The organism is Marinomonas primoryensis, assembly GCF_013372285.1.
GTDB classification, from domain to species: Bacteria; Pseudomonadota; Gammaproteobacteria; order Pseudomonadales; family Marinomonadaceae; genus Marinomonas; species Marinomonas primoryensis.
Genome location: NZ_CP054301.1, coordinates 3,647,564 through 3,666,229 on the forward strand (window position 1 = coordinate 3,647,564; position 18,666 = coordinate 3,666,229).

General features: G+C 43.7%; 15 protein-coding genes. 5 read left to right on the forward strand and 10 right to left on the reverse strand.

Annotated elements, in window-relative coordinates; translation table 11 throughout:
• Positions 1 to 288: 288 nt before the first annotated feature.
• The 3 genes from nusB to nrdR all read right to left on the reverse strand — a co-directional run bounded on the left by nusB (position 289) and on the right by nrdR (position 2,715).
• Positions 289 to 792 carry a transcription antitermination factor NusB gene (gene nusB, locus MP3633_RS17040; protein WP_112134925.1) on the reverse strand — a complete coding sequence of 168 codons (504 nt, stop codon included), beginning with the start codon at positions 790 to 792 and terminating at the stop codon, positions 289 to 291.
• Positions 793 to 1,060: 268 nt separating this feature from the next.
• Positions 1,061 to 2,227 (reverse strand): bifunctional diaminohydroxyphosphoribosylaminopyrimidine deaminase/5-amino-6-(5-phosphoribosylamino)uracil reductase RibD, encoded by a 1,167-nt coding sequence (gene ribD, locus MP3633_RS17045; RefSeq protein WP_176336431.1) that lies wholly within the window; start codon positions 2,225 to 2,227, stop codon positions 1,061 to 1,063.
• Positions 2,224 to 2,715, reverse strand: a complete 492-nt coding sequence (nrdR, locus tag MP3633_RS17050) for a transcriptional regulator NrdR (protein ID WP_176336856.1) — start codon at positions 2,713 to 2,715, stop codon at positions 2,224 to 2,226. The genes ribD and nrdR overlap by 4 nt, the downstream gene beginning before the upstream one ends.
• A gap of 161 nt (positions 2,716 to 2,876) precedes the next feature.
• Here nrdR and MP3633_RS17055 point away from each other — a divergent pair, with 161 nt between their 5' ends.
• Positions 2,877 to 3,782, forward strand: a complete 906-nt coding sequence (locus MP3633_RS17055; protein ID WP_112134931.1) for a DMT family transporter — start codon at positions 2,877 to 2,879, stop codon at positions 3,780 to 3,782.
• Positions 3,783 to 3,896: 114 nt separating this feature from the next.
• A complete protein-coding gene (gene ettA / locus MP3633_RS17060) occupies positions 3,897 to 5,558 on the forward strand; it encodes an energy-dependent translational throttle protein EttA (protein WP_112134933.1) in 1,662 nt (553 codons plus the stop codon).
• 204 nt (positions 5,559 to 5,762) lie between these two features.
• Here the strand turns inward: ettA and MP3633_RS17065 are convergent, their stop codons facing one another.
• From MP3633_RS17065 to MP3633_RS17090, 5 genes are all read right to left on the reverse strand, one after another.
• Positions 5,763 to 7,580 (reverse strand): ATP-binding protein, encoded by a 1,818-nt coding sequence (locus tag MP3633_RS17065; protein ID WP_176336432.1) that lies wholly within the window; start codon positions 7,578 to 7,580, stop codon positions 5,763 to 5,765.
• Positions 7,577 to 8,767: an SIR2 family NAD-dependent protein deacylase gene (locus MP3633_RS17070; RefSeq protein WP_176336433.1), complete on the reverse strand. Its 1,191-nt coding sequence runs from the start codon at positions 8,765 to 8,767 to the stop codon at positions 7,577 to 7,579. Before MP3633_RS17070 ends, MP3633_RS17065 begins: the two co-directional genes overlap by 4 nt.
• 848 nt (positions 8,768 to 9,615) lie before the next feature.
• Positions 9,616 to 10,299: a hypothetical protein gene (locus MP3633_RS17080; RefSeq protein ID WP_176336434.1), complete on the reverse strand. Its 684-nt coding sequence runs from the start codon at positions 10,297 to 10,299 to the stop codon at positions 9,616 to 9,618.
• A 96-nt stretch (positions 10,300 to 10,395) separates the two neighbouring features.
• Positions 10,396 to 11,580, reverse strand: a complete 1,185-nt coding sequence (locus tag MP3633_RS17085) for an amino acid aminotransferase (RefSeq protein ID WP_176336435.1) — start codon at positions 11,578 to 11,580, stop codon at positions 10,396 to 10,398.
• Between the two features lie 61 nt (positions 11,581 to 11,641).
• On the reverse strand, positions 11,642 to 12,586 hold the full coding sequence (locus MP3633_RS17090) for a DMT family transporter (RefSeq protein ID WP_176336436.1): 945 nt from the start codon (positions 12,584 to 12,586) through the stop codon (positions 11,642 to 11,644).
• A gap of 155 nt (positions 12,587 to 12,741) precedes the next feature.
• Between MP3633_RS17090 and MP3633_RS17095 the strand changes: the two genes are divergently transcribed.
• Entirely contained in the window at positions 12,742 to 13,197 is a 456-nt protein-coding gene (locus MP3633_RS17095) for an Lrp/AsnC family transcriptional regulator (protein ID WP_176336437.1), read from the forward strand.
• 91 nt (positions 13,198 to 13,288) lie between these two features.
• Here the strand turns inward: MP3633_RS17095 and MP3633_RS17100 are convergent, their stop codons facing one another.
• Positions 13,289 to 14,902 carry a methyl-accepting chemotaxis protein gene (locus MP3633_RS17100; protein ID WP_176336438.1) on the reverse strand — a complete coding sequence of 538 codons (1,614 nt, stop codon included), beginning with the start codon at positions 14,900 to 14,902 and terminating at the stop codon, positions 13,289 to 13,291.
• A gap of 359 nt (positions 14,903 to 15,261) precedes the next feature.
• On the opposite strand from MP3633_RS17100, the gene MP3633_RS17105 reads away from it, so the two are divergent.
• Positions 15,262 to 16,587, forward strand: coding sequence for a DUF2868 domain-containing protein (locus MP3633_RS17105; RefSeq protein ID WP_176336439.1), 1,326 nt, complete (start codon positions 15,262 to 15,264; stop codon positions 16,585 to 16,587).
• Between the two features lie 3 nt (positions 16,588 to 16,590).
• A complete protein-coding gene (locus tag MP3633_RS17110) occupies positions 16,591 to 17,949 on the forward strand; it encodes a DUF3482 domain-containing protein (RefSeq protein ID WP_176336440.1) in 1,359 nt (452 codons plus the stop codon).
• Here MP3633_RS17110 and MP3633_RS17115 read toward each other — a convergent pair.
• A complete protein-coding gene (locus MP3633_RS17115) occupies positions 17,946 to 18,662 on the reverse strand; it encodes a 1-acylglycerol-3-phosphate O-acyltransferase (protein ID WP_176336441.1) in 717 nt (238 codons plus the stop codon). The genes MP3633_RS17110 and MP3633_RS17115 overlap by 4 nt on opposite strands.
• Positions 18,663 to 18,666: the final 4 nt, after the last annotated feature.

The following is an 18,666-nucleotide window of genomic DNA, read 5'->3' on the forward strand; positions in this document are numbered from 1 at the left end:
AACATATACCTTTCTAACAATAGCTTTTGCTAGAAAGTGACCCGTCAAAATTAAGAAGATACTTAGAAATAATATAGGACTTAAATTTATAGTGATTGCTTGTCATGTTACCGACTAACACCGCCATAATTTTGCCCACTAACGTCGCTCAGTTCGACTCAGCCTTTTGGGCACTTGTCACCTTGAAGCACAACTTAAAGCAATGTATTAGACATAAAAAAGCCCTCGCCTTATCGCTGCTTGGCGATAATAACGAGGGCTCTTAGCTATCTTTCGATAGCGATGTTTTTATTTAGCTAATCGGCGTTCAGCGATTTCTTCGCGACGAACACGTTGTGCTAGTTTGTCTAGAATGCCGTTAACGTACTTGTGGCTTTCCGTTGCGCCAAAACCTTTTGCTAATTCAACGCTTTCGTTGATCGCTACGCGGTATGGCACGTCTAAACGCTGTGACAATTCAAATGAACCAATACGCATGATGGCCAATTCAATTGGGTCTAGTTCGCTCAATGGGCGATCTAATAACTCTTCAAACAAGTTATCCAATTTTTTCGCGCTGGCAGTAACGCCTTGCAAAATTTCACGGAAGTAGACTTTGTCGCAAGAATCCATGTCCTGATCCATCACGAACTGGGTTTCAATCTCGCTAACCGCAGATTGATTCATCTGCCATTGGTAGACCGCTTGTAATGCCAAACGACGAGAAGCACTGCGTAATTGCGAACGTGAAGGCTTCTTTTCCTTGCGTTTTGGTGCTGGAGTTTGGTCGTTTGTTGTTTCCACTTCGCTCATTTTTCGCCTCAGTTGTCCAGACTACGCCGCCTTATGGGCTGACGTTTTTCGCCTGTTTGGAAGTACCTGTTTTGTCTATTAGGCGTTCTAATAAACAACACCTACGGTCATTATGGCCAAAGGTACAAATATACTATTTATCTTGGCCGGCGATTATAGCAATTTTTATTCTACGTTTCTTGGCAAAGTTCTCTAAATATCGTTAAGAAAACACGGTTTCCCGTGATTTTCTTAAAAAAGACTGAGAAAGCAATCACTCACGTCTCGTCTATTCTTCTACGCCATCATCAAAGTCGTCGCCAAAATCGTCATCTAGGTAGTTTGGTTGATAAACCAAGCGTAAATCTTGCCCTATTTGGCTCACCGACTTAAGTTCTAGTTCGACGGCTTCATCTATCGTCTCTAATGGTAGTTGAAATAATGGTCGTGCGCTGGAGCCAAGTAATTTTGGTGCCATGTAGACCACAATTTCATCGACCAAACCCGCTTGTAAAAAACCTCCCGCCAATTCCGAGCCCGTTTCTAACAAGACCTCGTTGATTCCAGCGTCAGCGAGCTGTTCCATTGCGTCTAACAAGTCTAAACGGCCGTCTTCGCCGCGCGGCGAAAAACGAACCGTGACACCTTTTTTCTTCAATGCTTCCAAATGCTCGATTTCTAGATCATCTTCAACACAAAACACACAGGCCTGATCGCTTGGATATAGAATTTTTGCTTCTGGAAGAATAGACAATGCGGTGTCCATGATGACGCGAAGTGGCTGACGAACCGTTTTTGCGGCGGCTTCTTGGTCGTCGCTGTCGATACGAACCGTCATGCTTGGATTGTCCATTAGGACAGACCCAATACCCGTGACAATCGCATCACTTTGAGCGCGTAATCGTTGCACATCAAGGCGCGCTTCTGGCCCCGTAATCCATTGACTTTCGCCAGATTCCATTGCCGTACGACCATCTAAACTCATGGCCAGCTTCACTCGAATGAAAGGAAGCCCTTCGCGCATGCGTTTTACAAAACCAGGGTTTAACGCTTCGCAATCGGCTTCTAACACTGGACCGATGACGTCGATACCTGCTTTTTTGATTTTCCCTAAGCCACGCCCAGAGACTTCTGGATTCGGATCTTGCATGCCATAAACAACACGAGCGACACCCGCTTTGATCAAGGCATCCGCACACGGCGGTGTTTTGCCATGATGACTACAAGGTTCTAATGTCACATACGCGGTTGCGCCTGCGACATCCTGTTTCGCATCGACCAGTGCATTCACTTCGGCGTGACCTTCTCCGGCTTTTAGGTGAAAGCCTTGTCCGATAATCTGCTCGTCTTTGACCAACACACAACCCACTCGTGGATTTGGGTGAGTGGTATAAAGACCTTTTTGCGCAAGTTGAATGGCTTTTGCCATCCAATGTTCGTGGTTACTCACTGTCATGATTTGTCTTCTTTAGGAGATTCTAGGGCGTCGGCGCTGTGGCTTTCTAGGCGATCTATCGCTTCGCGGAATTCGCTGATGTCTTTGAAGCTTCGATACACAGAAGCAAAGCGAACATAAGCGACCTGATCCAGACGTTGTAATTCTTCCATCACCGCTTCACCCGTCCAACGAGAAGGCAGTTCTCGTTCACCAGTGGCTTGCATTTTCTCTTTGATACGAGAGATCGCGGTTTCGACGGCTTCGATACTGACGGGGCGTTTTTCAATGGCTTTAATAATGCCATTGCGCAACTTGTCTTCATCAAAGGGTTCACGACTGCCGTCACTTTTGATCAATTTTGGCATTTGTAACTCGGCCACTTCGAACGTGGTGAAGCGTTCTTGGCAATGGTTACAGGTACGGCGACGACGAACTTGTGCGCCTTCAGAAACCAGTCGAGAATCCACTACTTTAGTATCTTGAGTTCCACAAAAAGGGCATCGCATAGTGCTTCCAATATCGCTAATTTGATGTAAAAATGCCTGAGTATAGGCCGTCATTTTCTGGCTCAAATCATACCAATCTCGCCATCATTTAGCTACCGAGCTACTGCGAGCGTTTCATCATTTTGTTTCATCAAAGAATGGATAAGGTCATAGGGAAGTTTATGCCACTTGCAGAACTATCAGGTTTGGTTGCTGCGCTTTGCTGGACCATTTCAAGCTTAATGGCGCCGGGGCTCATACAACGTTTTGGCACCATGCGGTTCAATACCGTGAGAATCATGATCGCCAGTGTCATTCTGCTGTTTATCAGCTTAGTAACTCAGCGATTTAACGCTTCATTATGGCTGCATGTTGACCTTATTATACTGTCAGGGGTGCTGGGTATTTTTCTTGGCGATACCATGTTGTTTACCGCCGTTCATCGTCTTGGTCCACGGCGTACTGGGGTTATTTTTGCCACGAATGCGCCCATGTCGATTCTGCTCGGCTGGTTATTTCTCAATGAGCATCTCTCGCTGAATCAACTCTTCGCCTGTGGCTTAGTGTTAAGCGGGGTTGTTATCGCCATATTGTTTGGTAAGCGGCAAAGCCTTCATGCTTGGGAACAAACCAAAGGCAAACTGAGCGTCGGTATTTTGATGGCGCTCGGCGGCGCACTGGGTCAAGCCAGCGGAGCACTGCTCAGCAAACCCGCGCTATTGGATGGTGCAGACCCTATCGCCGTCTCTGCTTTGCGAGTCACCACGGGGGCGGTAGCCCTTATGTTGGCTTACGGATTGTTTTACCGACACAGACAACCCGAACACGCCATTCCATTTTCGCAGCTCACTCGACAGGACTTCATCGGTATTGCCGCTCTCGCCACAATTGGCATGGTCATTGGTATGAGCGTTTTGGTATGGGGCGTTGGCAACGCCAATGTTGGTATTGTCACCACACTTTCGGCGGTGGTTCCCGTACTTATTCTACCGGGATTGTGGGTTACCACGGGTCAAAGGCCAACATTTGGCGCTTGGCTTGGTGCGATTTTAGTAGTGACAGGTGCGGCTCTGATTATTCTTCATTAGCCTTAGCTGTGCTATTCTTAGCGCACTCGTTTCGTTTGGCTCGTCATCGATTTGCCGACCTTCATTTGGCAACCATGACGTGTATTTTCAATCATTCAATAAGTTGACTCTTTTATGGCTCAGTTTGTATACAGCATGCATCGCGTTGGGAAAGTCGTTCCACCTAAACGCGAAATTCTTAAAGACATTTCTCTTTCTTTCTTCCCTGGCGCTAAGATCGGTGTTTTGGGTCTTAACGGTTCTGGTAAATCGACGCTTTTACGTATTATGGCGGGCGTTGATACAGAACATAACGGTGAAGCACGTCCAATGCCGGGTATTAAAATCGGCTACTTGGAACAAGAACCTCACCTTGACCCAACCAAAAACGTACGTGGCATTGTTGAAGAAGCCTTCGAAGAAGTTATCACGGCGATGGCTCGCTTAGACGCGGTTTACGCAGAATATGCCGAACCCGATGCCGACTTTGATGCACTGGCAAAAGAACAAGGTCAACTTGAAGCTTTGATCGAATCGAAAGAAGGTCACAATTTAGAACGCGCGTTAGAAGTCGCTGCTGACGCTCTTCGCCTTCCACCTTGGGAAGCCAGCGTTGAGCATCTTTCTGGTGGTGAACGTCGTCGTGTCGCGCTTTGTCGTCTATTGCTAAACAAGCCAGACATGATCCTTCTGGACGAGCCGACTAACCATTTGGACGCCGAATCGGTTGCTTGGCTAGAGCGTTTCTTGAAAGATTATCCGGGCACCGTTGTGGCGATTACCCATGACCGTTACTTCCTAGACAACGCCGCAGGCTGGATTTTGGAATTGGACCGTGGACACGGTATTCCATACGAAGGTAACTACTCTTCTTGGTTAGAGCAGAAAGATGCTCGACTACAGACTGAAGCAAAACAACAAGCTTCCCATCAAAAAGCCATCAAATCGGAGCTTGAATGGGTTCGTCAAGGCGCCAAAGGTCGTCAATCTAAATCTAAATCGCGTTTGGCTCGATTCGAAGAAATGAATTCACAAGAATTCCAAGATCGTAACGAAACCAACGAATTGTACATTCCACCAGGGCCACGTCTTGGTAGCAAAGTCATCGAAATTGAAGGCGTGAGCAAAAGTTTCGAACACAAGATGCTACTAGAAGACTTCAACATGGTGGTGCCACAAGGCGCGATCGTTGGTGTGGTAGGCGGTAACGGTGCGGGTAAATCGACTCTGTTCAAAATGATCGCTGGCACGGAAAAACCTGATACAGGTACGGTAACAATAGGCGAAACCGTCCAACTGGCTTACGTGGATCAAATGCGTGAACTCGATGGGGACAAAACTGTCTTTGAAGAAATCGCTGACGGCCAAGACATGATCACGGTGAACAACTACAAAGTTGTATCTCGCGCTTACATCGGTCGCTTTAACTTCAAAGGGTCAGATCAACAAAAACTCGTTAAACATTTGTCTGGTGGTGAGCGTAACCGTTTGCACCTTGCAAAACTGCTTAAAGAAGGCGGCAACGTATTGCTGCTGGATGAGCCGACCAACGACCTTGACGTTGAGACATTGCGTGCATTGGAAGACGCGTTACTGGCCTTCCCTGGTTCCGCGATTGTTATTTCCCATGACCGTTGGTTCCTAGACCGTATCGCGACACACATTCTAGCGTACGAAGGCGACTCAAAAGCCGTCTTCTTCGAAGGCAACTACGCAGAATACGAAATCGACCATAAGAAACGTACTGGTAACGACGCAACACCAACGCGTATCAAATACAAACGTATTGATGCGTAATTCTATTTAATAGGATTGCTTGGTTTGAATGGAAAGCCGCTTACAGTGATGTAAGCGGTTTTTTTAAGGCTCAAAATATATTCAACGAACATAAAAAAGCCCACTGACTTCCAATAACAGGAGTAGCGGGCGTTGTTACCAGTAATGCTATATCCACGTATTAAACATGTCAACTTAGCTTCACAATAGGGAAACTGTTAACTATTAATTTCCACACCATCGATTAACAATCGTGTCTAAACTTTCTTCGCTCGTTGCATCATTCGACCACCCTGCAGCAAATTTTATATCATTTGAGTTAGGCAGTTTATCTTTTGGTAATTTTCGTATCCTGATTCTACTAGGTAGAGCTGCTGCCTCTCCAACGAAAATTGCTTCGCGTCGGGTCAGTGCTGATAACATCTTTGTCAGCCCGCTCAGACTATCAGGTAAAAATTTAGCAACGTGTTCTTGGTCGCTGGAGTTCGATAATCTAAGAACAATCCAAGAATTACATTGCGACAGCACTGTGCTTTCTACATCAGAAGGTCTCTGTGATATAAGGCCTAAACCTAGACCGTACTTGCGCCCTTCTTTTGCAATTCGTCTAATGGCATCTTGCGCTTCTTTATATTGAGCTTCACCATGATTTGGAACATATCGATGAGCCTCTTCACAAATAAATAAAACAGGATCTTTCTCTCGTTCTTCCCTTGTTTGCCAGAGTTTATACTGAAAAAGCAAACGAGCTATCAAAGCGGTTAAAGGGCCAGCCACTTCATTTGGAAGGCCTGATATATCGATAATTCGTATGTCTTTACCATCGGCATCACCAATAAACTGAGCTAATATATCCTGTAACTTTGGAGAGATCATTTCATCATATTCACCTAATAAGAAATTAAGCTGTGGATTGGATCGCAGAACTTTAAGTTTCTTAAGAATATTATCCACTTTATCTCGTCCAGAAGATGCCGCCAAAAGCTCTTGTTTTCCAAATTTACGTCCTTGAACCTTATTTATATGCTTTGTGAACTGTTCTAGTTTAAATGGAACAGGCTTATCCCTATCGAAGTTTAAAAGGTCTGTTTCAGTAAAACCATCAACTAAAATTGCTTCAACACCACCATTTGGCTCAGCACCAATATCTTGAACATAGCCCGAATTAAGTAGTCTAGAATAAGTGATGGCCTCATAGATAATATTATTTTGAGATGTAGCTTCATGCTCTGTTTTGCCGATAATGAGTGACCTCAATTCATCACTAGACATCAGCCAATAAGGTAGCTTCAACAACTGTGTATCATCTGCATCTACAGCAGCCGCATCATTATAAGCTCTATATACTTTAGCTCTATCACCAAAGGCTTTAGCATATTCACCATGCGGATCAATCATAACAATTTTAGGCTTGAGCACTATCTCTTTCGGTCTATGATCAAGAACAGAATGTAAAATAGACGCTACTGTGCCTGACTTACCAGAACCTGTAGACCCCAAAATTGCAAAGTGATGACCAAACAATTTATCAATATTTGCTCTACATACAGCATTATTACCCCCGATATAATTTCCAATAGGAACCATAGGGCTCACAGCTTCATCTTGAGCATTTGACTCAGCTGCTTTATAAACTGCTTCTAATTCGTCATTTAAACAAATATATGCGCTTTGAAGAGGGAGTGGATATGTTTCTACGCCACGTAAAAAGTCGAGTCGAGAATGCTTAACAGACCAAGAGCCTTGTCCAAACAAATCAGCTTCTAAAATACGAGCATCGTCAGCGGCACTTATAAATTGACTACTATCATCAGAGACCAACTCAGATCTCATTTTAAGAGATCGAACAAAAGCAAAAAGTAACTTCCTACCAAAATGAACTTTAATGATGCTGCCAATTTGTCCTATAGGATAGACTTGACCATCTACTGCACGAATAAGTTCACTAACATTGTCGTCAATTTCTATGCGTAAACTATTACCAGAAACCTCTACAATCTTCCCTATTTTTAGCTCGAATCTTTCCTGAAAAACATCATTCATTCAGCATCCCCTGTCTTAATAAACTGAGTTAATCCATCAAAACGCCACCAGCTATAACCATTTTCTGGCGATTCGGTAACAGGTTTTTTAGATGCATGATAAAGACCTAACTTCCCTGCAACATAAACTCTAGATCTGATTATTGGGCAACTAAGCCAAGCATCTAAAGTTTTATTGATCACAACTCCTTCTTTTGGAGCCTCTGCAATAAATGCAATGACAGTTGTCTGATTTCCTTCACTCCTTAGAGCACTCTCAATTTCAGCATTTATATGGTCATCTCCAAAACTATAACCACAAGTAATTAATGTATTTTGTTGGCTATCCATTAAAGTTGCTCTTAACCCTGTAAACAATCTTGCAAATGGATCTTTCTGCGTTTCTACGTATTTAGTCGCCTGAGGATAAATCATTATATCTGAAGTTTTTTCCAGATATTTTGTGCCATATCGAGCACGAACAAGCCCATAATCATCATCTCTGAGCCAATCAATTGAGCCATGTAGTTTATAGAGATAATAAGTTCTAGAGTCATTCCGCTCTTTAGAGAACTCTTGCTCAGCATTCCAAAAACCTACCGCACCGCCCGAAAAACCGTCGCATACAATTTTTTTATGCAGCCCTAAAGCATCTTCAAGCAAGGTATCGTAGTTTGTAGTAAAGAATGTTGTTTTCGAACGCCGCTCTAAATTAGATCGATTTTTAAATAGTGCTTCAAAAAAATCATAATGAGGTTCAATTTTCACAATGGAATTTATTTCAGTACCTATTTCTTCTTCTGTACCGCTGCTAGCGTTAGCTGCTACATATCCATATCTAACAATGTTCCCAATCGCTTTGATAATTTCAATATAGAGTTTATTTAAATTTTCAACTGAATAACCAACAGTATTAATAAATGCAATTTTGTCTTTAGATCGATTTCCAATAGCTAATAGATCACCTAAATGACTAAGAATGTGCTCAATATGACAATCGTCGCTTAAATCTGCTTTTAAGGCATTCAATAATTCGTTATTTATAGAACTAGCATTTTCTTGAATAACGCCCTCAACCCGCGTAGTTAATGGGTACATTAACGGTATATTTGATCCAAAACTTATACCAGCACCAAAAAGCCAACTTTGTCGGCTTTGAGAGCTTAAAAGCATTTTCAGATTTTCTAGTCTATTATCAAATTCTTCCATAAATATCCTTTTTCATTGCTATTCAGAGTATGTAGAAGAATAGTCTTCTTTAATGAAATAAAGCAAAACTTGAATTATCTCTTCCATTCTATTTTCTCAGCTAATTAATAACGAAAAAATAACCCCATCCTCCGCCTTCCCCTTGAAAGACAAAAGGGGAAGGAACTTGCTTGTCTGTCATCTAAACCAACTGCAGCGCTCGCTTCGATTCCGTTTTTTTAGCCAATGACAGCATTTTCAGCGCGACACCTCTAGGTTTGCTTTCGCCCTACTTCCATTTATTAACCAGCTTATCGCTGACGTTTAGGTATTGCGCAAAACGAGCTGAGAAAGGTTGTTGGCGAGTCTTAGTTTTAAAACTTGCTCAGGTGTGAATTCATGAATAGAGGTTAGGCATTAGATATCAAACTGACGCATGGTGGCTTTATCAATCGCACCTGCTTTATTAAGACCTTTGGCTGTCTTATGAACAGATTTTAAAATATCACTCATGGCGATCTCCTTTGTCTCACTTATTTCTTTCGTTGAGGCCTTCATTTCTGATTAAAAAATATACCTCGTCTGAGCAGCATTTCAATAATACGCCACTCATTCTGTGCATTTCATCACCTAAAACGAACATAAGGGAAGAAAGAGCTTAACCCCATCCTCCGCCTTCCCCTTGGAAGACAAAAGGGGAAGGTACTTGTGTGTCTGATATAGAAACCAACTGTAATATTTTTTCGAAGCATCTACCAGAAAACCAGAATGAGGTTTGCACTTCTAATTCAATATCGCCACAAACAAAAAAGCCGCTTACTTGTAGGTAAACGGCTTTCGGTAAGTAGCTGTGAAAAAAGAAACTGGCGTTACACAATATCCACGCTAATCAGTGTGCCATGTTCGCCAATAACGTCGTTTTTACCCAAGCAGATATCGGTTCCGATAAGTCCATTTAAACTGCCGGTCATGAAGAAGAAGTCATCAATGTAACCTCGGCGAACGCATTCTTTTACGCCTTTCAAAAGCACTTTCTTCTTCTGTTCGAAGAAGTCTGGCGCGCTGGTTGAGTAGTTGTATGTTTGGTTTTGGTGGCCGCTTTTAAGAGTAAAATCCCCAGCGATAGGAGGGCTAGAAACGAGGATGCCGTAGTTGTAGTAAAAATCACAAGACGGATAACTGCTGTCGTTGATTTTTGGACGCAACACTTCGATGGCCACCAGCGGTTGGCTGCTGTTTACGTTGTATGCTATGTCGCTGGCCAAGATCGGCACGCTGCACTGGTAGCAAATTTCAACTTCTATGCCAGATACATCGTTTTTCGGTAGCTGGGTTCCTTGATTTTCAAAAATCTGAAAATCAAAAATAGGCGATATAATAAACACGCCCGAATCGTCGACGACTTTCCAGCCTTTTATCACCGCGCCTTTGCTGGTTAATTCGGCAATCAATTGATCTTGTGCATGACAAATATCATCGTAGTTATCGAGAATAGACGTAAAAGCACCGTCTTTAAACGCACTGACAATGGCGGAGTACTCGGTAAAATTCATCAACGATCCCTTTAAAAATGCTTCAACACCAAGTATGAAGACAAGAAGTAGAGGCGTTAATATACAAGATTTCTCCTTGATGAAAAGCGAACTTATCTATGACATAACCGCAGACAAACTCTCTGCCAAGAAAGGAACGTCACTTTCTTTCAATCCTGCTAGGTTGATTCGACCGCCATCAACAAGGTAAACACCAAACTGCTCTCGTAAGCGCGTCACTTGGTCTGCGTTTGCGCCGATGACAGAGAACATGCCTTTATGCTGAGCGATAAAATCAAATTGATGCGTGCCAGTCTGAATTTTCATAGCGTCGACTAAGGAAGATCGAACACCTTGAATGCGTTGTCTCATTTGTGTTACTTCGGTCAACCAGAACTCTTTTAATGCTTGGTCTTCCAAAATAGTACGAACGATCGCGGCGCCATGATCCGGTGGCATGGTGTAGGAGCTGCGCGCGCATTCCATGATGCGGCTTTTAATGCATTCGCTCTGTTGCAATGTATTGGACGCAATCACAGCCAACCCTGTTCTTTCACGATACAAACCAAAGTTTTTTGAACAAGAGCTGGCCACTAAATAAGCTGGAACGCGTTCAGCAAGGTAACGAAAACCTGCGGCGTCTTCTTCCATGCCGTCGCCAAAACCTTGGTAAGCCATGTCGATAAATGGCAGGAAGCCTTGGGCATTGGCCATTTCCGTGATCGATTGCCATGCGCGATAACTTAAGTCTGCGCCCGTTGGATTGTGGCAACAGCCATGCAACAAAACCACGTCGTTTTTACCCAACGTTGATAGCGTCGCCAACATGGCCGTTTCATTGACCATTTTGGTTTGCGGGTCAAAGTAAGGGTAATAAGCCACCTCTACTCCGGCGGTTTTCATGATAGGCGCATGGTTAGCGTAACTTAAATCACTCATCCATATTTTTGCGGAGGGATTCGCCATGACGATAACATCCGCCAGTAATCGTAACGCGCCACTGGCTCCGGGTGTTTGAACGGCTACGGCGCGCGAACGGCTGCTATTTTCGCCCAGTAGCAACTCTATCATGGCGTTATTGAAGCGTTCGCATCCTGCCAAACCTACGTAACCTTTGCTTTCTTGTGTGTTAAGCAAGCGCTCTTCTGCTCTTTTAACGGATTGTAAAACTGGCGTGACGCCTTGTTCATTACGATAGACACCCACACCCAAATCCAATTTATTAGTGCGAGCGTCCTGCAAACATGCCAGCGATTGAGACAAAATAGGATCTTTAGCAGCGGGAATAAGATGACTAAACATGATGTACCTTTCGTAAATTCAACAGAAAAAAGAATGATTTAATAGACTGCGTAACAACGAGTTAACGTGACGATTTCACGATTCCGCTTGCGAACACCACGCCGACACAGACAAAACATAAACCTAGTGTGGCCGCTAAACCAATGGATTCATGCAATAAGGGAATCGCTAACAATGACGCTAATACGGGTGTTAATGCGCCCATTGCCGCGGTTCTTTCTGCGCCTAAAGAGTTGATGGCGTAACCATAGCTAAACCCTGTACAAAGGCCGACAAGAATAGATTGAACAAAGAACTGCCACGCCAATTCGTTGGCGCTGACCAAATTCATTCCGGATGACACCACGCCGGTTGCCAGCAACCCTACTAATAGACAAGTCGACACTAGGCCAAGCAGCCCTGTGGCGGCCAAAGGTGGTAAACCTGCAACACGTAGGCAAATGGTATAAACCGCCCAAAAGAAGCTCGCGCCAATAAACAATAAGTCGCCTTTCCACACGTCACCGTTGAGTGACCACATAGAAATAAGCAACAAGGCAACGACGCCAATCATGATGGCAATAAGACCCAATAAACGCGGACGACTCAGTGGCTCTTTAAACACAAAAAACGCAATGGCCGTGACGAACAAAGGGAACGTGCCTGGAATCAATAAGCCAGCATGGGAAACAGGCGCATAATGCATACCAGCAGAACTTAAGAAAAAGAAAGGCACACCAGCACCCAGTACGATGCCAAACAAGGTCCAACTAGGAACCGTTAATAACAATCGGCGAGAGCGATACAAAAAGGGGAACAGCACCAGTGCAGGAATGCCATATCGCATCAACGCTAAATCAAACGTCGTCAACGCGGATTGCGCGCCCATTTTGACGCTGACCAACCAGCTGGCCCAAATACACGCGGTAATAAACGCCGCGACCAGTCCAAATTTTAACGTCGCCCCTGAGGCAATATGCCGATAACTTGGATTTGCTGATACTTTGGGATGTGTAACGTCGCTCATGATCCGTCCTGATAAAATACGTATTTCAAAAATGAAGTAATGTATTCATTATAGGGATAGACTCATGAGCATGTCCTTGCCATTAATACCCTTAAATATTAACTTATTGGCAGAATATACTTATTTACTAATCTTATGAAAGCAGGTATGCCAATTTGAAAATTGATAACACAGATACTCAAATATTAATGCACCTACAAAACGATGGCCGCCTGAGTAATGTCGAACTAGCGGAGCAAATTCACTTATCCGCGTCGCCCTGCTTGCGTCGTGTTAAACAATTGGAATCGTCAGGGGTGATTAAAGGCTACAAAGCGAGCCTTGAACGTAAAAAGGTCGGCTTGTCGATGACGGTGTTTATTGAGGTTCGCCTGAAGAGCCATACCAGCGAAGCCAGTGAAGCGTTTGAGGAAAGTGTGGCCAACTTGCCCAATGTAATCAGTGCTTATTTGGTGTCTGGGTTTGCCGATTACCGACTAGAAGTTGTGGCGAAAGACCTTGCGGATTATGAAAGCATTTTAAAAGCCATGCAAAATCTGCCTTACGTAAAAGACATACACAGCAATTTTGCGATCCGAGCCATAAAAAGCGACGCACCATTGCCGCTGTAGCTTTACCTTTATCGCTTTATAATGAATAACAAAAAAAACCGCATATCTTTCGATAAGCGGTTTTTTAAAAGATCTTATGAGGCTTTAAGATTTATACTTTAAAGCTGCCCACTTGTTGATCCAATGCTTTATACAACTTGGTAATATCTTGTGATTGCTGCTGAATCATATCGGCTACTGATTGCACAGAGTCGGTCTGATCTTTTAGCGACACCATGTTCTGGTTGATGTCATTAGACACTATAGACTGCTCTTGAGTCGCTTGAGCCGTTTGTGCCGCCATTTCCTGAACTTTACTGAATGACACACGTAACGCATCAAAGGTTTTTGTTACCTCACCAAAATTATTCACGGTGAATTCTGCATTATTACGACTGTTTTGAATCGCTTTAGACGATTCGGCCACATTGACTTTAAGTTGCTCAATCATGGATTCAATTTCATTGGTGCTGTCTTGTGTACGAGTTGCCAAGGTACGAACTTCATCAGCAACGACAGCAAAACCACGACCTTGTTCACCCGCACGCGCGGCTTCAATCGCGGCGTTCAAGGCCAGTAAGTTGGTTTGTTCTGCAATATTGCGGATAACTTCTAATACAGACGCGATGCTTTCAGAGCTTTTCTGCAGTTCACCGGAACGCCCCAATGCGAGTTCAATATCGGAGACAAGTTCAGTAATCGCCTTCTGAGATTTGTTTACGGCGGCCAAACCATTTTGCGTCAAGTCATTCGAATTTTTCGCTTCATCTGCGGTATCACGAGCAACAGTCGCCATTTGTTGATTTGACATGTCCATTTCATGACCAGCACTTACAATAGACGCTGAAGCATTCGCCAATGCATTGGTAATACCTGTGGTTTTGATCGCCGCGTTATTTAATTGACTGGTGGTTTCCCCCAAGGCATTCGACTGTTGATGAATATTGCTAATAATGCCTCTTAGGCGTTCAACAAAACCATTAAACTCACTGGCCAGATCACCTAATTCATCTTTTGTTGAAAATTCAATACGTTGCGTTAAGTCACCATCACCTTCGGAAATTTCACGAATACGTTGACCTAAATAACGCACCTGATCAGTCAGTGTTTTTGGTACTTTGTAGCTAAACCAAGCGACAATAAATAAGCCGATAACAACGATAATAATAGCAAAGCGTGTAAAGTCGCTTACTTTTTTCTCTAGGCTGATTTTAGTCGTTTCTGCATGCTTGTTAACCGCTTCGCCTGCTTTATCAAGAATGTCTCTTAATGCACTGAAACTGGCGTTCGATTTTTGTTCAGTTGCGGCAAACGCTGAAGAGCTCGCATCTAAAGCCACAAGAGCATTCGAAGCACTCAACCAAGTATTAAACGCTTTATCAAAATCCCCCAACGATTTGTAAACCTTAGGTTCAGTAGACAAATACTGACGGAATGCATTAAAGCGATCTTTTACTTGCTGTGCATTTTCTACTCGATCCTTCTCTTCCTCTTCTACATTACCAACACTTACAATAATACGCTGCTCAGCAAGCTTCGCTTGGTATAAGTCTCGATCCGCGTTTAAAATAACAGCAGAAGCTTTTCCATAAGAGTCTGATTGTGCATGCAAGGCTGCACTTAGTTGATTAATAATGTAACTCATTGAAGCCAAGGCAATGATGAATATGATACTCATGACAACCGTAGGCAAAGAACTTTTTACTCTTATGGAATTAAAACGCATCAATTGATCCTCTAAAAAAACATGCCATTTATTGCATATTAAGGTCATCTATTATGATGAATCAATGCGATGTAACAATTCCCTACACTTCTACCTCACAAAGCAACCTGAAGTCACTCTAACGTTGATTTACATCAAAAGTTCAGCGTTAGACTATTATTTTGTGGCAGTCATTTTTTTCACTAACACTCGACAAACAAGCTAGGTAGAAGCCAAAAATAAGACGGTATAATACCCTGTTATCTAAAAGCGCTTTTTGCCTTTGTCTATGACATCAAGTAAAACAGCGTTATTAAGAGGATAATCACACCTCATCTATACCTCACTATTTTGACATTTGAAAAGAGTAACGCGATAAAATGACCTTCCCCACAAACCGCGCCAAACTCGCCCTTGCGGCTTGGTTAGAAACTCACACCAAGTTTCGACTGTCTGCTCATGCAAACGACCTCACCTCCGCGCTAGAAATACTCGACACCCAGCCTCAGGCCAACAGTTATTCCGCTCAATTCGCTCGCTTAAAGCGCTATTTTAATCGCGTTATTTTGGGTGTACTCGCCGTCTCATTTTTGCTCGGTTTAATCGCCGTGCCTCCCGCCTTTGCAACAAGCCAATCTAGTCAGATCAATATTTTTTGGTTGTTCATCATATTACTGGGTTTTCACGCGCTTAACTTCGCGCTTTGGTTTGTCACCATGATGGCAACGATGAACCACCGCAGTGAAAGCAAAGGCTTTTTACTTGGCTTGTTGATTTTTCTGAACAAGAAAATAAGTAAGCACTCACATATTGAAGAAGACATCAGCGCGGCGTATCTGCATTGGCAATGTCCAGCTCACTCTAATAAATGGTTGATCAGCAGCGTTTCACATGGCGCATGGGGGTGTTATTTATTAGCAGGCTGGATCATGACGTTATTGTTGCTGCTTACCAACCAGGTGAATTTTGTCTGGGAAACAACACTATTAAGTGATCAGGCGTTTATTCAACTCACACAAACATTGAACGTCATTCCACAATGGTTTGGCATCTCACTGCCTAACCAACTGGATATTCTGGCGAGCCGAGTGGATCTCATATCACAAAATGCGTCTACTCGACAGCATTGGGCAAATTTTTTACTGGCCAGCATTATGATTTACGGCGTGTTGCCAAGGCTATTATTCATGCTCATAAGCTTAGGAATGTATCATTTTAAACGCGCGACCCAACCACTGGGCACGCAAGAACGTATTATTAAAAACCGTTACTTACAGCAAGAGAGTCAAAGTCGAGCAATCTTAGACAATGACCACAATGCATTGTCCACGTTACAAGGCCATGCTCATGACGAACACATTAGCACTCTTGCTGACAGTGCCTTTTTACAACACTGGGCCTTATTTGAATGGAGCGGGTCAAGGCCGGATTATTTGAGCACAGCCCGTTCTTTATCTTTCTTAAACAGCCGAGAAGAACAAGATCAGTTTTTAGACGTACTCAGCCAAGAACCTACTTACATTTTAGTCGATGGAGAACAAAGCCCAGACCGCGGTAGCAGACGCTTTTTTACTCGAGTAAGTGCCTCCTATACCTCGCTATCCTTGGTGATATGTGGCGATAAACACGCTACATTCATAGAGGATTGGCAACGTCTTGCCAGAGAAACACATCTGCCTTCCACCCAAATACTACGAAAGGATTAACCCGTGTCGATTTCTCTTTTGGTCGTTGGTCACGCTAATACCGGCAAAACATCGCTGATTCGTACTCTATTACGTCGCCAAGACTTTGGCGACGTCAGTGACCGAGCTGGAACCACTCGCCATGTAGAAAGCGTCAAAATCAACATAGAACATCAAACGATTGTGACGTTAACCGACACACCGGGGTTTGAAGATTCCATTGGTTTATGGGACATCCGTCATGCTGAGCCTTTTCGTTCCTTTCAAGGCGCAGATTGGTTAGGGCCTTTTTGTGACAGTCACTTTGCGCAGGATGAATTCGAGCAAGAAGCCAAAATACTCAAGCAGCTGACAAGCACCGATATCATTCTCTATGTGATTGATATTCGACAAGCCCCGCTCGGCAAATACTTAGATGAACTTTCGTTACTGGCCAGCGCCAATAAACCGATTATTCCGATATTAAATTTCAGCGCGACGCCAAGCGCGCATTTAGACGCGTGGCGTAAAGTTTTGGCAGAACGCCACTTACATGCGGTCGTTAAATACGACTCAGTCGCGTTTTATTTTGAAGATGAAAAGCGTTTGTATCAAAGCATTCAAAGCTTAATGCCGGAGCATTACGACGCTGTTAATCAATTGGTCACATCACGTGAAGAAGCGGCTCAATTACGCCTGACGATGGCAACCAATCAACTGGCTGAATTACTGATCAAAGCGGCAAGCTCACGCCTTGAATGCGCTCAGTACCCACCAGAAATAGCAGAATCTACCGTGTTCGAAAATAAAATACGCCAACTGGAACAGCATTATATTACCCAGTTGTTGCGCCTATATGAGTTTCAGCAAGCAGATTTAGTCGTATCGCCATTGGCGATTCAGAATGATCGTTGGCAGCAGGATATTTTCGAAGCGCAGACGCTAAAAGAATGGGGCATTGATACCGGAACAAGTGCATTAACCGGTGCGGCGATTGGCGCAGGAATCGATGTTATGTCGGCGGGTTTGACGTTAGGCACCGCCACCACCATAGGTGCCATTTTAGGCGCCACATGGAAAACCGGACAGCATTATAAAGACACACTAAAAAGCAAACTGACGAACCGTCACTATTTGTGCCTAGATAACGCGACACTCACGCTTTTATGCTTGCGAGGTTTGACTGCCATTCAGCATTTACATCAGCGTGGTCACGCTTCTCAGCAATCTTACCAACTTATCACTCCATCAAAAGATAACGAGTTTATTGACCAAATGAAGCCTTTTTGGAAGCAAGCTCAACAACATCCAGAATGGGAAAAACACACTCTGCCAGAGTCACATCCTACCCTGCAAAACATACGAACCGTTCTAGAGAAAGCGCTTACTTTGAACAAACACTAGCGAGCAAGCTCTTGATCTAAGCGTTGTTGAGCGTCGTGCATTTGTTGCTCACACTTTTCCATCAACGCAATGATGTCCGCTTCATGCAAGTCTGCGGTATCAATTGGCGCAAGCATTTCAACAATCGCCTTACCATTACTCCAGCGATTCAAATTCACTTGTTGATGAGTACTGCTACAAACAATGGGGATGACGGGCACGCCTGCTTGAATCGCGGCATGAAACGCGCCGCGCTTAAACGGCAGCCAGCCTCGGCCTCGGCTACGTGTGCCTTCTGGAAACATCAAAATAGATAAACCGGTTCTTTTCATACTGGCAACCACTTGGTCTATCGTCGCTATCGCTTGTTTTCGGTTATCACGGTTGATTAAAATATTGCCACTGGCCCAGTACAAAGCACCAAAAAAAGGAATCCATCGTAAGCTCGATTTTCCGACAGTAACAACCCCTTTTGGCATGACGGCCGCCAAGGTAAATAAGTCAAAGTTGTTCTGATGATTTGCCACATAAACCGCTTGAGGAGAATGTTGTGATTGAGACGCAACTCTACCCTCAACCGATAAACCAAACAGCGTCCCTACTTGTGCCAATACTCGGCCTAAATGATACACTCGATTTTTTGAGCGCAAGGTGAGCAAACAAAAAATAATGCCTAATAAGGTAACGCCAATAATCAATAGTAATAACAGTGTTATACGTATCAAAAACAACATAGTG

Excerpts from the sequence above, each read along its gene's own strand:
- nusB (WP_112134925.1), bottom strand. The coding sequence starts at position 792 with ATGAGCGAAGTGGAAACAACAAACGACCAAACTCCAGCACCAAAACGC.
- ribD (WP_176336431.1), bottom strand. The coding sequence starts at position 2,227 with ATGACAGTGAGTAACCACGAACATTGGATGGCAAAAGCCATTCAACTT.
- nrdR (WP_176336856.1), bottom strand. The coding sequence starts at position 2,715 with ATGCGATGCCCTTTTTGTGGAACTCAAGATACTAAAGTAGTGGATTCT.
- MP3633_RS17055 (WP_112134931.1), top strand. The coding sequence starts at position 2,877 with ATGCCACTTGCAGAACTATCAGGTTTGGTTGCTGCGCTTTGCTGGACC.
- ettA (WP_112134933.1), top strand. The coding sequence starts at position 3,897 with ATGGCTCAGTTTGTATACAGCATGCATCGCGTTGGGAAAGTCGTTCCA.
- MP3633_RS17065 (WP_176336432.1), bottom strand. The coding sequence starts at position 7,580 with ATGAATGATGTTTTTCAGGAAAGATTCGAGCTAAAAATAGGGAAGATT.
- MP3633_RS17070 (WP_176336433.1), bottom strand. The coding sequence starts at position 8,767 with ATGGAAGAATTTGATAATAGACTAGAAAATCTGAAAATGCTTTTAAGC.
- MP3633_RS17080 (WP_176336434.1), bottom strand. The coding sequence starts at position 10,299 with ATGAATTTTACCGAGTACTCCGCCATTGTCAGTGCGTTTAAAGACGGT.
- MP3633_RS17085 (WP_176336435.1), bottom strand. The coding sequence starts at position 11,580 with ATGTTTAGTCATCTTATTCCCGCTGCTAAAGATCCTATTTTGTCTCAA.
- MP3633_RS17090 (WP_176336436.1), bottom strand. The coding sequence starts at position 12,586 with ATGAGCGACGTTACACATCCCAAAGTATCAGCAAATCCAAGTTATCGG.
- MP3633_RS17100 (WP_176336438.1), bottom strand. The coding sequence starts at position 14,902 with ATGCGTTTTAATTCCATAAGAGTAAAAAGTTCTTTGCCTACGGTTGTC.
- MP3633_RS17105 (WP_176336439.1), top strand. The coding sequence starts at position 15,262 with ATGACCTTCCCCACAAACCGCGCCAAACTCGCCCTTGCGGCTTGGTTA.
- MP3633_RS17115 (WP_176336441.1), bottom strand. The coding sequence starts at position 18,662 with ATGTTGTTTTTGATACGTATAACACTGTTATTACTATTGATTATTGGC.